This is a genomic window from Streptomyces sp. NPDC024687, from assembly GCF_055559055.1.
On record NZ_JBVHLJ010000006.1, the window covers coordinates 14,670 to 29,904 of the forward strand.

Annotated in this window: 11 protein-coding genes; 6 read left to right on the forward strand and 5 right to left on the reverse strand. The window is 72.6% G+C overall.

The window, feature by feature from the left end:
* Positions 1-9 precede the first annotated feature (9 nt).
* The 3 genes from ACZ39I_RS23595 to ACZ39I_RS23605 form a co-directional block, all read right to left on the reverse strand.
* Complete coding sequence (locus tag ACZ39I_RS23595) at positions 10-1,512, reverse strand: DUF5719 family protein (RefSeq protein WP_467246281.1); 1,503 nt, start codon at positions 1,510-1,512, stop codon at positions 10-12.
* A complete protein-coding gene (locus ACZ39I_RS23600) occupies positions 1,509-5,174 on the reverse strand; it encodes a glycosyltransferase family 2 protein (RefSeq protein WP_467246282.1) in 3,666 nt (1,221 codons plus the stop codon). Before ACZ39I_RS23600 ends, ACZ39I_RS23595 begins: the two co-directional genes overlap by 4 nt.
* Before the next feature lie 183 nt (positions 5,175-5,357).
* Complete coding sequence (locus ACZ39I_RS23605) at positions 5,358-5,621, reverse strand: WhiB family transcriptional regulator (protein WP_003990679.1); 264 nt, start codon at positions 5,619-5,621, stop codon at positions 5,358-5,360.
* A gap of 699 nt (positions 5,622-6,320) precedes the next feature.
* Here ACZ39I_RS23605 and ACZ39I_RS23610 point away from each other — a divergent pair.
* From ACZ39I_RS23610 to ACZ39I_RS23625, 4 genes are all read left to right on the forward strand, one after another.
* Entirely contained in the window at positions 6,321-6,830 is a 510-nt protein-coding gene (locus tag ACZ39I_RS23610; protein ID WP_467246283.1) for a cysteine dioxygenase, read from the forward strand.
* A gap of 34 nt (positions 6,831-6,864) precedes the next feature.
* Positions 6,865-7,824, forward strand: coding sequence for a 2-phospho-L-lactate transferase (gene cofD, locus ACZ39I_RS23615; RefSeq protein WP_451476586.1), 960 nt, complete (start codon positions 6,865-6,867; stop codon positions 7,822-7,824).
* A gap of 143 nt (positions 7,825-7,967) precedes the next feature.
* Positions 7,968-9,266, forward strand: a complete 1,299-nt coding sequence (locus ACZ39I_RS23620; protein WP_467246932.1) for a coenzyme F420-0:L-glutamate ligase — start codon at positions 7,968-7,970, stop codon at positions 9,264-9,266.
* 70 nt (positions 9,267-9,336) lie between these two features.
* Positions 9,337-10,344 (forward strand): DNA-3-methyladenine glycosylase family protein, encoded by a 1,008-nt coding sequence (locus tag ACZ39I_RS23625; protein WP_467246284.1) that lies wholly within the window; start codon positions 9,337-9,339, stop codon positions 10,342-10,344.
* A gap of 37 nt (positions 10,345-10,381) precedes the next feature.
* Here the strand turns inward: ACZ39I_RS23625 and manB are convergent, their stop codons facing one another.
* Positions 10,382-11,464, reverse strand: a complete 1,083-nt coding sequence (manB, locus tag ACZ39I_RS23630; RefSeq protein ID WP_352388124.1) for a mannose-1-phosphate guanylyltransferase — start codon at positions 11,462-11,464, stop codon at positions 10,382-10,384.
* Between the two features lie 146 nt (positions 11,465-11,610).
* On the reverse strand, positions 11,611-13,059 hold the full coding sequence (locus ACZ39I_RS23635) for a peptidoglycan recognition protein family protein (protein WP_467246285.1): 1,449 nt from the start codon (positions 13,057-13,059) through the stop codon (positions 11,611-11,613).
* A 129-nt stretch (positions 13,060-13,188) separates the two neighbouring features.
* On the opposite strand from ACZ39I_RS23635, the gene ACZ39I_RS23640 reads away from it, so the two are divergent.
* Together ACZ39I_RS23640 and ACZ39I_RS23645 are read left to right on the forward strand one after the other, a co-directional pair.
* Positions 13,189-13,923, forward strand: coding sequence for a TIGR03089 family protein (locus tag ACZ39I_RS23640; RefSeq protein ID WP_467246286.1), 735 nt, complete (start codon positions 13,189-13,191; stop codon positions 13,921-13,923).
* A gap of 119 nt (positions 13,924-14,042) precedes the next feature.
* Entirely contained in the window at positions 14,043-15,233 is a 1,191-nt protein-coding gene (locus tag ACZ39I_RS23645; RefSeq protein WP_467246287.1) for an LCP family protein, read from the forward strand.
* Positions 15,234-15,235: the final 2 nt, after the last annotated feature.

The following is a 15,235-nucleotide window of genomic DNA, read 5'->3' on the forward strand; positions in this document are numbered from 1 at the left end:
GTCACGTGGCTACTTCTGGAGCACCGACAGGTCCTGGTCGGCCTCCGGCACGGCCACCATGCCCCGGTCGTTCGGAAGGGTCTGGATGGTGAAGCCCGGGACGCCGTCCTCCGTGGCCGCCAGGGTGCGGGCGCCGTAGACCGGGCCGCCCGAGACGTGCTCCACCGTGAGGGCGTACGTGCCCTTGAGGCCGGTCGGGGTGGGGGCCTCCACGTTCTGGGTGGTGCCCGCCTTGAGGGTGAACGTCTTCGAGACGGCCTCGCCGCCCTCGCTGCCCGCCGAGGCCGTGACCTTGACGGTGGCCCCGCGCGTGGGGGCGGTCAGGGAGAGCGTGGTGCCCTTGGCGCTGTTGTCGGCGACCGTCGCGCGGGTGCCGACGGGACGCGTGGCCGGGATGAAGGCCGTCTCCTGGTCGTCGCCCTTGCCGCGGACGACCCGCAGCGCGGCGACCACCGGCACGGAGGTGTCGGTGGGGGTCAGGACCAGCGAACCGGCCTCCCCGCGCGTGACGTCACCGAGGTCGGCGGAGGCCGTCATGCCCGCCTTCACATGCAGCGTCTCGTTCCCGGCGGGGGTGATCAGGCCGGACGGGGACGCGAGCTGCACCTTCAGGTCGGCGTCGGAGTCGCCGGGCGCGAAGGCGACCAGGCGCACCGCGGTGGCGTCCTTCGGGATGCCGGGCAGCACCAGGCTGCCGGACGGGTCGGTGGACGCTGCCAGCCAGTCGCCGCCGAGTTTGTCGTCCAGCGCCTGCACGGCCGCGCCCACGCGCCCGCTGCGGACGTTCACATGGACGGTGAGGTTCTCCTGCTTCTCCTCGGTGAGCGTGGACAGCAGGATCGGGTCGCTGGAGTGCGGCGCGACCGTGATGCCCTCCCCCAGCGTGGAGTCCAGGGCGCCGTCCTTGCCGTAGAGCTCGATGTCGACGACGGCGGCGGAGTCGTCGGGGTTGGTCAGGTGCACGTAGTCGGTGCGGTCGGCGGCCGTGCTCGCGCCCGGGAACCAGAACTCGGTGTCGGGAGCGGAGCAGTTGACGCCCTGCAGCCCTCGTCCGGAGCCCGCGGCGACCTCGGTGGTCTCCTGGACGGTCCAGCCCGGCGCGAACTCCCCCTCGGCGGTGCCGACGAGCGCCGGTGCGTCACCGCCGGAGGTGTCACCGGTGGCGGGTTTGCCGGGCTCCCCGGGTTCGAGGACCGGCTTGCCGGCCTTCTTCCCCTTGCCCTTGTCCTCGCCCTTGCCCTTGCTCTTGCCGTCCGACTCCTCGGCCGCCGCCTGGAGTTCGGCCTTGCCGCCGCTCCCCGCGTCCTTGGTGACGGGCGTGAAGGACGTGTACGACGTCTCCGCTATGTCGGAGGTGCTCGGCGACGGGCACAGCAGGCTGGTGCGCTCCACGGGCAGCGCTACGGCCGTCCCGGCGGTGCCCGCGGCCTTCGGCGAGCTGAGCGTGGCGAACCCGGTGACGGCGGCGAGCGCGGCGGTGCCGGCGATGAGGGACACGGTGGTGCGGTTCACTGCTGACTCCCGTCGGGGCGCTCAGTGCCGGTGGGGTCCGGTTGCTGCTGCGCCGGGTCGTACGCGGGGTCGTAGCCCTGGTCGTACTGCTGCTGCTCGTACTGGCCGCCGTACGTCTGGTCGTACGGCGTCTGCTGGTTCTGCCCGCCGTAGGCGTACGGGTCGTACTGGCCGCCCTGGTAGGGGTCCGCCTGGTACGGCTGCTGGTCGTAACCGCCCGCCGGGTACTCCTGGGCGGTGCCCTGGTACTGGTCACCGGCGTAGGTGCCGTACTCGGCGTTCGCGTAGCTCGGGGCGTCCCAGTCGCCGTAGGACTGCTGCTGCGGGACTGCGGCGGGGGCCTCCTGCGGAGGTGCGGGGAAGTCCTCGGGCCCGGTGCTCTCCTCGGCCTCGGCCTGGGCGCGCAGCCGGCGGGCGCGGCGGCCCTCGCCGGCCACGGCCTGGGCGGGGACCGCCGGCTCCTCGGGCAGGTCGTCGTCGACGTCACGGCGGCGGCCGGGCAGGGCCATCACCACGAGGACGACGGCGAGGAAGCCCTGGATCCACAGCCAGAGGGTGTGGGTGAAGGGGTCGTCGAAGGTGACGTCCAGCTTGCCGCCGGAGGCGGGCAGTTCGAAGCCCTGGGCCCAGCCGTCGACGGTGGTGCGGGTGAGCGGGCTGCCGTCCAGGGTGGCCGTCCAGCCTTCGCCGGCGGTGTCGGCGAGGCGCAGGATGCGGCCGTCGGCGCCGGCCGGGATCGTGGTGTGGATGTCGACGGGGCCCGCGGCCACCGGCTGCGCGGTGCCCGCACCGGACTTCGCGACGATCGTCGCGCGCGCGACCTCCTGGTCGACCCGCCACAGTCCGCTGCCGTCCTGCTGGCTGAGCCGGGTCAGGCCGGGCGTGGCGTCCAGTACGCGCGTGACCTCGCGGGGCGCGCCCTTGTGGACGAGGACGTACCGCACGGCGAAACCGCCGAGCTGGTCCGCCTGGTCGGCGCCGGAGCCGGCGACGAGGTTGGCGACGACCTTGTCCAGCTTGCCGTTCTCACCGTCGGCCGCGGCGAGTTCGGCGTCGCCGAGGCGGGCGCCGGAGCCGCGCACCAGCATGTAGCCGACGTGGGCGGAGGAGTCGCTGTCGAGGACGAGGGTGCGGGCCTGGTCGCGGGTGCCGCTCTCCTCGGCGACGAACGCGGGCACCTGGACGGGGTCGCGGCGCTCCAGCGGTCCGTCGGCGCCGCCGATCATCCAGCCGGCGGCGACGAGCAGCGGGCCCGCGGCGGAGGCGAAGGCGATCAGGGCGGCGACGGGCTGGCGCCAGCCGAAGCTCTGCTCGGCCACGCGTGCGCGCGCTCCGTCGGCGCCGAGCACGGCGGCGGCGAGCAGGGCGAGCCCGTAGACGAGGGTGGCGGGACCGGCCCAGGTCGATTCGTTGGACAGGACCGCGAAGACGAGGCCGACCAGGGCCACCGCCCAGGCCGTCCAGATGCCGAACTGCCGCTCGGTGCGCAGCAGGGCGGCCAGGGCTGCCAGCACCACGCCGATGAGCATCAGCCCCTCGACGGTGCCGGGGCCGCCGGGGCTCGCGCCGAGCAGGTCGAGGGCGGAGGCGGCCGAGGAGCCGTATTCCAGGCCCGCCTGCTGGAAGAACCCGAACGGGAGCAGCGACAGCGACCAGGGCGCGAGGACCAGCAGGGGGGTGCCGAACTGGGCCAGGAAGCGCAGGCCGTAGGCGGTGATGTCGGTGCGGCGCACGGCGAGCAGGCCGATGCCGAGGATCAGCGTGATCGGCCAGATGATCGGCGTGAACGCGGTGGTGATGGTGAGCAGGAGGGCGAACGCCCAGGTGGCGCGCCAACTGCCACGCGCGCCCGTGCTGCTCGTCAGGCCGCCGGCCGCGACGCCCGCGCGCGCGATGAGCGGCAGCAGGACGGCGAGGACGGCGGTGCCGACACGGCCGCCGGCGAGGGCGCCGGTGGCGGCGGGCAGGAAGGCGTAGACGACGGCCGCCCACGCGCGCAGGAGGCGGGACTCGACGAGCGGGCGGGAGGCGAAGTAGGCCGTGAAGCCGGCCAGTGGCACCGAGCAGACCAGCAGGACCGTCAGGGCGAGACCGGTCGAGCCGAACAGCACGGAGGACAGCGCGGCGATGATCGCCAGGTAGGGCGGCGCGGACGGGGTGCCGCCGGCGCCCACCGCGTGCCACGCGTCCGCGTAGCGCGACCACAGCTCGCTCGCGTCGGCCGGCGCGGGCAGCAGGGCGCCGCCCGACAGCGCGCCGCCGCCCAGGAGGTTGCGGCAGGCGACCAGGGCGACCAGCAGCAACGCCAGGAAGAGCACCGGGCCCGGTTTACGGGCGATGCGCTTGAGGCGGGCGAACTGTTCGATCTGCAGGAATTCCGCGTCGTCGCCGCCGGGGCCGGACTCGATGCCGCCGCCGTGGCGTCCCGCCGTGGAGGCCTCGGCGTCGGAGCCGCCGAAGAGGTTGCCCGCGACCTGCTCCACGGTGGCCCGCACGGTCGCGCCGGGCGGCGGGAACAGCTGTCTGAGCTCGTCCTTGTCGACGACCGGCTTGCCGCGCCTGTTCCGCCCGGCGATGATCCGCTCGGGCCGCAACAGGGTGCCGAGGAGACCCCGGATCTCGTCGAGAGCCTGTCCGGGGACCTTGCCGACGAGGTAGGCCACGGTCCGCAGCAGAGTGCCGACGACCAGGCGCACCAGCACCCAGGGCAGCGCCGCCGTACGGGCGTTGACGAGCAGGGTGTAGGCGGCGCCGGCCTTGTCGACCTTGTGCGGGGAGGCGGTGGTGCGGCCCGCGCAGTCGACGGTACGGCGCTCGCGGGAGGCCGCCTCGGCATGGCGTACGACGGCCTCGGGGGCGATGAGGACGCGGTGGCCGGCGGCCTGGGCGCGCCAGCACAGGTCGACGTCGTCCCGCATGAGGGGCAGGCGCCGGTCGAAGCCGCCGAGCTGCTCGAAGAGGTCGCGGCGGATCAGCATGCCGGCGGTGGACACCGACAGGACGGACCGGACGTGGTCGTGCTGGCCCTGGTCCTGTTCGCGGCGGTCCAGGCCCGTCCAGCGGCGGCCGGAGTTGGCGATGGAGACGCCGACCTCCAGGAGCTGCCGCTTGTCGTACCAGCCGCGGAGCTTGGGGCCCACGACGGCGACGTCGTCGCGGCCGAGGTCCAGTTCGTTGTCCACGACGCGCAGCAGCTGGGCCAGGGCGTCGGGCTCGGGGGCGCAGTCGTCGTGCAGCAGCCACAGCCACTGGACCGGCTCGCCGTGCGGCAGCTCCGGCAGGTCGTAGGCGTCGTCGCGCCACGTGCGCGTGACCGGGTCCCAGCCGCTCGGTCGCTTGAGGTACGGCAGCTCGTCCGGGGTGAGGAGGGGGGCGCTGCGGTTCGCCTCCTCGACGGCCTGGCCGAAGCCGGTGCGCCGGGCGAGGTGCAGGACCCGGTCGGCGCCGAGGGCGTCGGTGACCAGCTGGGCCGAGTCGTCCGCGCTGCCGGTGTCGGCGGCCATGGCGAACTGGACGGGGCGCTCCTGGCCGAGCAGCCCGGCGAGCGCGTCGGGCAGCCAGCGGGCGCCGTCGTGGGAGACGAGCACCGCGGTCACCACATGGCGCGGGAACTCAGGAGTGGCAGCGAGGTCTTGGGCTGCCGTGTGGCTGTGCACGGACATCGAGGTACGGGCCCCGGTTCGGTGGACTGCGGTGGACGCCTGTGCCCTGAGGGGGCGGCGAGGCGTCTCGGACGAGCGCCCACACTATCGGCTGGGCAGGACGACGGCCCGCCGCCTGTGGATAACCCAGGTGCGACGGGCCGTTCGGTTGCGTACGGAAAGTGCGGTGGAGCCAGCCTCGCCTCAGACGGCGGCCTTCTTCAGCCGGCGGCGTTCGCGTTCCGACAGGCCGCCCCAGATACCGAAGCGCTCGTCGTTGGCGAGGGCGTATTCGAGGCACTCGGAGCGGACCTCGCAGGAGAGGCAGACCTTCTTGGCCTCGCGGGTGGAGCCGCCCTTCTCGGGAAAGAAGGACTCGGGGTCGGTCTGGGCGCACAGTGCGCGCTCCTGCCAGCCGAGTTCCTCGTCCGCGTCGTCGACCAGCAGTTGCTGCACCAGCTCGGTCATGTGCGCCCCTCGTCTGTCTTCGCGTCCCCGTGTGACGGCCGTTACCGATTTCGGCTGAACGACACGAGTGAAATTACAAGTGTGCTGCTCCGGGCGAGTCAAGCCGAGATCTGCTATTGGGCCCCTTATTCACTCTGCGGAACCAAGGCCTAGCTGAAAGTGTTCAAATCGGCATAAACCTTGACAGGCAGACGAGACCCGAGAGGGCTACCGAGCCGCGCCAGGCTTTTGGGACCTGTGCAGGGAAGGACGCCCGTCAGTTCGAACTCGTTCCGTACGCACCCGGGGAAGTCGCGGTGCACTCACGGCCCGTGCGCCCGGTTGTGCGCCATGTGTCCCGGTCGACGCCTGCACAAACCTTTCACCATGGCGATGGACCGGATGAGGTGAAACATGTCCCACTTCCAGGGTGTCGAGTTGACAGTGAAGGTGTGAGCCGCTGTCCTTGTGGGCATGCTCGCGAACTTGGCGCTCACCTCGACCCGCACGGCCGGGTCCCACGGTGCTGCCCGCGCTCGCTGTAGCTGTTGTTGCTGTTCCAGCTGTTGAGCCCATCGCGCTCCGGCTGCTCCTGAGTCCACCGTGACTCGGCTGCTTGTGCCCCGCCCGCACCAGGGCATTCCTGTCTTCCCGTGATCCGGGCGGACGGTACGCGACACCCAGCCAGCCCCCACTCTTCGCCGAGGACCACCGCGCCCCATGAACAGCGACAACGACCTCCAGATCGCCGGCGACCTCCTCGAGGTCCCGCACCTCCTCCAGGCCCCCAGTGAGCACCCGGCCACCGTCGCCGACTTCGTCGGACTCGCCCGCTCCCTCGCCGCCGACCGCTCGCAGTGGGCGCACCTCGTCCAGTACGACGCGACGAGCCGCTGGTACCACCGGCTGCGTACCGGGCCCGGCTACGAGGTGTGGCTGCTGTCCTGGGTCCCCGGTCAGGGCAGCGGGCTGCACGACCACGGCCGCTCCTCCGGGGTCCTCACCGTCCTGGAGGGCGCGCTGACCGAGCGGACCGGGCGGGGCACGCGCACGCTGGGGGCGGGAGGGCAGCGGGTGTTCGCGCCGGGGTACGTGCACGAGGTCGTCAACGACGCGCTGGAGCCGGCGGTGAGCCTGCACGTCTACTACCCGGGCCTGACGGAGATGCCGATGTACACGGCCTGCACCGCCCGTGAGTCCTACGACGAGGTGGACGCCGTAACCGCGTGACGCGATGCCGTACCCGCCTGCAAGACTGGCTTCCATGCGAATCGTGGTTCTGGCAGGCGGCATCGGTGGTGCCCGTTTCCTGCGTGGTCTGAAGCAGGCCGCGCCGGACGCGGACATCACGGTCATCGGCAACACCGGGGACGACATCCACCTCTTCGGGCTGAAGGTCTGCCCGGACCTCGACACGGTGATGTACACGCTCGGCGGCGGCATCAACGAGGAGCAGGGCTGGGGGCGGGCCGACGAGACCTTCCACCTCAAGGAGGAGCTCGCGGCGTACGGGGTGGGGCCCGAGTGGTTCGGGCTCGGGGACCGGGACTTCGCCACGCACATCGTGCGGACGCAGATGATCGGTGCCGGTTATCCGCTGAGCGCGGTGACCGAGGCGCTGTGCGACCGGTGGAAGCCGGGGGTGCGGCTGATCCCCATGACCGACGACCGGGTCGAGACGCATGTCGCGGTCGAGGTCGACGGTGAGCGCAAGGCCGTGCACTTCCAGGAGTACTGGGTGCGGCTGCGGGCGTCCGTGCCGGCCCACGCGGTCGTGCCGGTGGGCGCGGAGCAGTCCAAGCCGGCGCCGGGGGTCCTGGAGGCGATCGCGGAGGCGGACGTCGTGCTGTTCCCGCCGTCCAACCCCGTCGTGTCCGTCGGCACCATCCTCGCCGTGCCCGGGATCCGTGAGGCGATCGCCGAGGCCGGGGTGCCCGTGGTGGGCCTGTCCCCCATCGTCGGGGACGCGCCCGTGCGCGGCATGGCCGACAAGGTGCTGGCAGCGGTCGGCGTCGAGTCCACGGCCGCGGCGGTCGCCGAGCACTACGGCTCAGGGCTGTTGGACGGCTGGCTCGTCGACACCGTGGACGCCGGCGCGGTCGAGCGGATCGAGTCGGCCGGCATCCGCTGCCGGGCCGTACCGCTGATGATGACCGACCTCGACGCGACCGCGCGGATGGCCCAGGAGGCCCTGGAGCTGGCGGAGGAGGTGCGCGGAGCGTGAGCGGCGAGGCGTCGCAGGGGACGCGGGGCGCGGCGGAGACGCCGGAAGCGGTGGCCGGGGCCGGGCGTGGGTCGGGGGACGGCTCGGCGCAGGGGGCCGGCCGCGAGACCGACGGGGCCGGGTCCGACGCTGTCGGTGGCGCGGTGGGCGGGGGTTACCGCGTGTGGGCCGTTTCCGGGCTGCCTGAGGTCGCGCGGGGGGACGATCTCGCCAAGCTGATCGCCGCCGCCGAGCCGGGGCTTGTGGACGGGGACGTTCTGCTCGTCACCTCGAAGATCGTGTCCAAGGCGGAGGGGCGGGTCGTCGAGGCGGGTGACCGGGAGGCCGCGATCGACGCCGAGACCGTACGGGTCGTGGCGCGGCGCGGGCCGCTCAGGATCGTGGAGAACCGGCAGGGGCTCGTGATGGCCGCCGCCGGGGTGGACGCCTCCAACACCCCTTCGGGGACCGTGCTGTTGCTGCCCGAGGACCCGGACGCGTCCGCGCGGGCGATCCGGGACGGGCTGCGGGACGCCCTCGGGGTCGACGTCGGGGTCCTCGTCACCGACACCTTCGGGCGGCCCTGGCGCGCCGGGCTCACCGATGTCGCGATCGGCGCCGCCGGGGTGCGGGTGCTGGACGATCTGCGGGGCGGGACGGACGCGTACGGCAATCCGCTGAGCGCGACCGTCGTCGCGACGGCCGACGAACTGGCCGCCGCCGGTGATCTCGTCAAGGGCAAGGCCGCCGGACTGCCCGTCGCCGTCGTGCGCGGGCTGGCGCATGTCGTGGCCGAGAGGCACGGGGAGGGGGCGCGGGCCATGGTGCGCCACGCGCGTGACGACATGTTCCGGCTGGGCACCTCGGAGGCGGTCCGGGAGGCGGTCACCCAGCGCCGTACCGTACGGGCCTTCACGGACGAGCCCGTCGACCCCGGAGCCGTACGACGGGCTGTCGCCGCGGCCGTCACCGCGCCGGCGCCGCACCACACGACGCCGTGGCGGTTCGTGCTGCTGGAGTCCGAGTCCTCGCGGACCGGGCTGCTGGACGCCATGCGGGATGCCTGGATCGCCGATCTGCGGCGGGACGGGAAGTCCGAGGAGTCCATAGCCAAGCGGGTGCGGCGCGGGGACGTGCTGCGCAAGGCGCCGTATCTCGTCGTGCCCTGTCTGGTGATGGACGGCTCGCACACGTACGGCGATGTGCGCCGGGACGCGGCCGAGCGGGAGATGTTCGTCGTCGCCGCGGGGGCGGGGGTGCAGAACTTCCTCGTCGCGCTGGCCGGGGAGCGGCTGGGGTCGGCGTGGGTGTCGTCCACGATGTTCTGCCGCGATGTGGTGCGGGAGGTGCTGGGGCTGCCGGAGGACTGGGATCCGATGGGGGCCGTGGCGGTGGGGCATCCGGCGGAGGAGCCCCGGCCCCGGCCGGAGCGGGACGCGGGGAGCTTCATCGAGGTGCGGTAGTGGGCCTCTGCTTGCGCCTAGTCTCATAGGGCTGCTCCCCCGGTTCCTCTCGTATCCCAGGACTTCACTCGTGGCAGGACGTTTCGCTCCGCGACCCACGCGTACGACCACGCGCGGCGGGGAGGTCGTCGTGCCCGCCGCGCGGCGGGAAGCGGCGCCGGTGCAGGCCCCGCTGGTGCGGAGGTGGACGCCGGGGTGGCCCGTCGATCTCGGGCTGGTGCTCGGGGCGCTGCGGCGCGGGCCGGCGGATCCCACCTTCTGGGCTCTTCCGGACGGGTCCGTGTGGCGGGCCAGCCGTACGCCCGCCGGGCCCGGGACCCTGCGGGTGTGCGTGTACGGCGGTGAGGTGCGCGGCGAGGCGTGGGGGCCGGGGGGCGAGTGGCTGCTCTCGCGGCTGCCGGAGCTGCTCGGGGCCGCGGACGATCCTTCCGCCTTCGTGCCCCGGCATCGGGTCGTGGCGCATTCCTGGCATCGGCGGCCGGGGTTGCGGCTGACGCGGACCGGGCTGGTGCTGGAGTCGTTGATCCCTTCCGTGCTGGAGCAGAAGGTCACCACCGACGAGGCGTACCGGGCGTGGCGGATGCTGGTGCGGAAGTTCGGGGAACCGGCGCCCGGGCCCGCGGCGGGTGGGCGGCTGTGGGTGATGCCGGCGCCCCGGACCTGGGCGTTGATTCCGTCGTGGGAGTGGCACCGGGCCGGGGTGGACAACAAGCGGGCCTCGACGATCCTGCGGGCCGTGCGGGTGGCCGCGCGGCTGGAGGAGGCGGTGGGCATGTCTCCGGCCGCCGCGCAGGCCCGGTTGGAGGTCGTGCCGGGGGTGGGGCCGTGGACCTCCGCGGAGGTGGTGCAGCGCAGTCACGGCGCGGCGGACGCGGTGACCGTGGGGGATCTGCATCTGCCGGGGATCGTGGGGTTCGCGCTCGCCGGGGACCGGGACGCGGATGACGCGGCGATGCTGTCGCTGCTGGAGCCGTATGCGGGGCAGCGGCATCGGGCGGCTCGGTTGATCCTGCTGAGTGGGCGTACGCCTCCCAGGCGGGCGCCGAAGATGACCCGGGGAGACATCGGGCGGTTGTGACCGGTGTGGGGGCGCCGTCGGGGCTGGATGTCCGGATTCACTGGTCCGACGAGAAGCGGACCGCTCCCGCCGGGATCTGCGCGTCGCACCAGACCCGCGCGCCGTCCCTCAGCTCGTTGTCGGCGCCGATGATCGCGCCGTCGCCGATGACCGTGCCGGTGAGGACCGAGCGTTCGCCCACGCGGGCCCTGGTGCCGATCAGGGAGTCGGTGATGACGGCGCCCGGTTCGATCACCGCGCCCGGCAGGATCGTCGAGCCGGCGACCCTCGCGCCCTGCGCGATGTACGCGCCCTCGCCGACCACCGTGCCGCCCGTCAGCTTCGCGTCGGCGGCGACCCTCGCCGTGGGCAGTATCAGGCGGTCGCCGCAGCGACCGGGTACCGCCGGGGAGGGGGCCCGGCCGAGGACCAGGTCCGCCGAGCCGCGGACGAAGGCGGCGGGGGTGCCGAGGTCGAGCCAGTACGTCGAGTCCACCATGCCCTGGAGGTGGGCTCCGGCCGACAGGAGTTCGGGGAACGTCTCGCGTTCGACCGAGACCGGGCGGCCCTGCGGGATCGTGTCGATGACCGAGCGGCGGAAGACGTACGCCCCCGCGTTGATCTGGTCGGTGACGATCTCCTCGGGGCTCTGGGGCTTCTCCAGGAAGGCGAGGACCCGGCCCGTGTCGTCGGTGGGGACCAGTCCGTAGGCCCGGGGGTCCGTCACCTTCGTCAGGTGGAGGGAGACGTCGGCGCCCGTGGTCTCGTGCGTGCGCACCAGCGCCCTGATGTCCAGGCCCGTCAGGATGTCACCGTTGAAGATCAGGACCGGGTCGTCGGGGGCGGAGTGCAGCCGGGCGGCCACGTTGCGGATCGCGCCGCCCGTGCCGAGGGGCTCCTCCTCGGTGACGTACTCGAGGTGGAGCCCCAGGGACGAACCGTCGCCGAAGTAGGGCTCGAAGACCTCCGCGAGGTAGCTCGTCGCGAGGACGATGTGGTCGACGCCCGCCGCTCTGGCCCGGGCCAGCTGATGGGTGAGGAAGGGGACGCCTGCCGCGCGGACCATGGGCTTCGGGGTGTGCACCGTGAGGGGCCGCAGCCTCGTGCCCTTGCCGCCGACCAGGAGGATCGCTTCTGTCACCTGTCGTCTCCGCTTCCTGCCGGGACCGGCCCGAACTGCCTTTCGACCGGCCAGTGTATGCAGACCGTTGTGCTGCACCTTCGGCGGCCGTGCGGCATTCGCGCCTGCCCCCCGACGGCGGTGAAACGGGTGGGACGAACCGACCGTCAACGGCCCTGGAGACGGGCGGCTGTCGTGCGGGTGGATCCGAGTTTGCGATAGAGCTGCCGTCCGGGGCACTCCGTGGCGAAGCCGTCCCGGTGACCGGAGATCACGTTCAGTCGTACCTTCTTACCCTTCGGATAGCGGTTGCCACCGCCCGACTTCAGATACGTCTTGCCCTTGGGGTTGGCGCCGTGCAGGCCGAGCTTCCACGCGGCGAGTTGTGCGATGGCCCTCGTCGCGGCGGCGGGCGGCTTCTTGGAGCCGTAGCTGCCGAGGACGGCGATCCCCATGCTCTTGGAGTTGAAGCCGAGGGTGTGGGCGCCGAGGACCGGCTTCGCCACGCCGCCCGCCCGGCCCTCGTAGATGTTTCCGCACTTGTCGACGAGGAAGTTGTAGCCGATGTCCCGCCAGCCCATGCTCTTGACGTGGTAGCGGTAGATACCGCGAATGAGCGAGGCCGCCTGCGTACAGCGGTACCCGTTGCCGGACGCCGTGTGGTGCACGAAGGCCGCCTTGACCTTCTTCGTGTAGACGAACGTCCGCTCGCGCAGCCCCTCGTCGGCGCCCCAGCCGTGCCGGGTGACGATGCGCGGGCGCGGCCCGATGTACGGCTTCACCCGCTGCTGCCCCGTCAACTCCGCCGCACGCAGGGCGAACAGTTCCTGTTCGGTCTGCTGCCGGTCCAGCGCCGGGATCTCGGTGGCGCCGAGGCCGACGAGACCGGCGAGACCGGCGTTGGCTTCGGAAGCGTCCATGGCGGCGTCGGCATCGGCGGGGTCGGCGGTGGGCGCGGGGCGGGGTGCGACAGAGCGCTGGGGTGCGACAGTGCGCCGGGGCGCGCCGGCCGCGCTCTCCTCGCCGGTGGGCTCCGGTGCGCTCTCCCCCGGGTCCACGAGTTCCAGACGCAGACCGGCGGGAAGCGGGGCGGTCGTCGTCGCCGTACGGGACCCGCGGGCCGTGTCCTCGGTCCTGCGGTCGGCCTCGGCGCGGACCCGTACCTCCACTCCGTCGGAGTCGCCCACCCACAGCGGTGCCGTGGCGCCGTGGACGCGGCCGGAGGTGCGCTCGGCCGTGCCGGGGTCGGCGGCGTCGTCGTTGTGGATCTCCAGGTCCTGCCAGCCCGACCAGGTGTCGGCGCCGACCGCTCGGGTGCGGACCTGGACGCGGCCGTTCAGGACGGCGTCCGGGTCGTCCCAGATGACGCCCACGAGGGAGAAGTGCCGTACGTCCCGGCGTGGCAGGCCCTGTTCGGCAACCGGGGCGAGGGTGCGGTCCCCGGAGGCGAGGGGCGCGAGGGGCAGCGACTGGGTGCCCCCGAGGGCTTCCGCGCCCGACGCCGGTCTCACGGCAGCCGGGGACACCGGTCTCGCCGCGAGCGCGGGCGAGGTGAGGGGAAGGGCGAGGGCGACCGCGCAGGTGACGCCGACCGAGGAAGCAAGAAGTCCACGCATGCTCCCGATCCTGGACATAGTCATATAAATCTGTCCATCGGGGAACTGACGGGCCGTCGGGTGCCGTTGCGCCGAACCGGTGGCCCCGCGCGGAGGTGTCCGGCCGCGGGCCCGCGTACGCTTCTGCGGGTGAACGCCACCGATCGCACCCCTGCCGACCTGCTGCGTTCCGCGCTCGCCGCGGACCCCGGACGCCCCCTGGTGACCTTCTACGACGACGCCACGGGTGAACGTGTCGAATTGTCCGTGGCCACCTTCGCCAATTGGGTGGCCAAGACCTCGAACCTCCTCCAGGGCGACCTCGCCGCGGCACCCGGCGACCGGGTGGCGCTGCTGCTGCCCGCGCACTGGCAGACGGCGGTGTGGCTGCTGGCGTGCGCGTCGGTGGGGGTGGTCGCGGACGTGGGCGGCGACCCTTCGGCGGCGGACATCGTGGTGAGCGGGCCGGATTCGCTGGCGGTGGCGCGGGCGTGCTCCGGGGAACGGGTCGCTCTCGCACTGCGACCGCTGGGGGGCCGGTTCCCGCAGACGCCGGACGGGTTCGTGGACTACGCCGTGGAGGTACCGAGCCAGGGTGACCGGTTCGTTCCGTTCGCGCCGGTGGATCCGGACGAGCCCGCGCTGGTCGTGGCCGGCCGGGAGTTCAGCGCGGCGGAGGTCGTCGAGCGGGCCCGGGCCGAGGGGACGGGGGATCGCGTGCTGTCGGGGCTGCCGTACGACACGTGGGACGGGTTGAACGCCGGGCTGTACGGGGCGCTCGCCAACGGGGGGGCCGTGGTGCTGTGCCGTCATCTGGAGCAGTTGGGCGAGGAAGGGCTCACCAAGCGGATCGAGAGTGAGCGGGTCACGGCCGTTCGCCGGTGACCGGACGGCCGGACGTCGGGTGCGGTCACCCGAGTGGAGCAGTACCGGCCGCCCCCGGGAAGCGGTACGCGTCATGGTCGTACGGACAGACCCGTACGCCATGAGGGGTGGGCCGACTCGTGACCGACACTGCTCACGGCCTCGGGCCCGGCCTCGGGGCGTCGGCCGACGGTGAAGGGCTCATACGCCGGCGCCGGCGCCGGCGGCGGTGGCTGCGCGGTGCCGGGCTCGCCGGCGCCGTGGTCGCCACGGCGGCCGGCGGTACCGGATGGGCCGTCTACGCCAAGCTCGACGGGAACATCACCGCGGACGACGCCGCCGCCGCGGAGCTCGCCCGGTACGAGAAGGACCGGCCGACCTCGCTCGTCAAGGGCGCGCAGAACATCCTGCTGATCGGGTCCGACTCGCGGTCGGGCGACGGGAACGCGCGGTACGGGCGGGACTCCGGGACCGCGCGGTCGGACACCACGATCCTGTTGCATCTGGCCGCGGGGCGGCGGGCCGCGACCGCCGTGTCGCTGCCGCGGGACCTGATGGTGGACGTGCCGGCCTGTCTGGGGCGGGACGGGACCCGCAGTGAGCCCATGTTCGCGATGTTCAACCACGCCTTCCAGATGGGTGGTTCGGCCTGCACGATCCGGACCGTCGAGAAACTCACGAACATTCGCGTGGACCATCACATGGTCGTCGACTTCCATGGGTTCAAGGACATGGTGGACGCCGTCGACGGGGTCGATGTCTGCCTCGCCGAACCGATCGACGACAAGGCGGCCAAGCTGCGGCTTCCGGCGGGACGGGTGACGCTGAACGGTGAGGAGGCGCTCGGCTATGTGCGGGCCCGCAAGTCCCTCGGCAACGGCAGCGACACCGGCCGGATGGACCGTCAGCAGCGCTTTCTCGGGGCACTCGTCCACAAGGTGCAGAGCAATGACGTACTGCTGAATCCGGTGAAGCTCTATCCCGTGCTGGACGCGGCGACTTCCTCGCTCACCACCGATCCCGCACTGGCGAGTCTGCGCGGACTGTACGAACTCGTGCGCGGACTAAGGCACATCCCCACCGAGCGGGTGCAATTCCTTACCGTGCCGCGGGAGTCGTATGTCTACGACGCCAATCGTGATCAACTCGTCGAACCCGAGGCCCGGCGGCTTTTCGAACGGTTGCGCAAGGATGCGCCGGTGAAGGTGACGGAGAAAGCCCCGAAGGTTTCAGAACAGTCTCACGACGAAGAACCCTATGAAGAAACTGAGAACGGCGACGGGACCCCCGCCTTCCGTGGCAACACGGCCGCCCAGGACACCTGCGGGTAAAG

Coding starts and splice junctions, on each gene's coding strand:
- ACZ39I_RS23600 (WP_467246282.1), bottom strand. CDS start 5,174: ATGTCCGTGCACAGCCACACGGCAGCCCAAGACCTCGCTGCCACTCCT.
- ACZ39I_RS23610 (WP_467246283.1), top strand. CDS start 6,321: ATGAACAGCGACAACGACCTCCAGATCGCCGGCGACCTCCTCGAGGTC.
- ACZ39I_RS23605 (WP_003990679.1), bottom strand. CDS start 5,621: ATGACCGAGCTGGTGCAGCAACTGCTGGTCGACGACGCGGACGAGGAA.
- ACZ39I_RS23635 (WP_467246285.1), bottom strand. CDS start 13,059: ATGCGTGGACTTCTTGCTTCCTCGGTCGGCGTCACCTGCGCGGTCGCC.
- cofD (WP_451476586.1), top strand. CDS start 6,865: ATGCGAATCGTGGTTCTGGCAGGCGGCATCGGTGGTGCCCGTTTCCTG.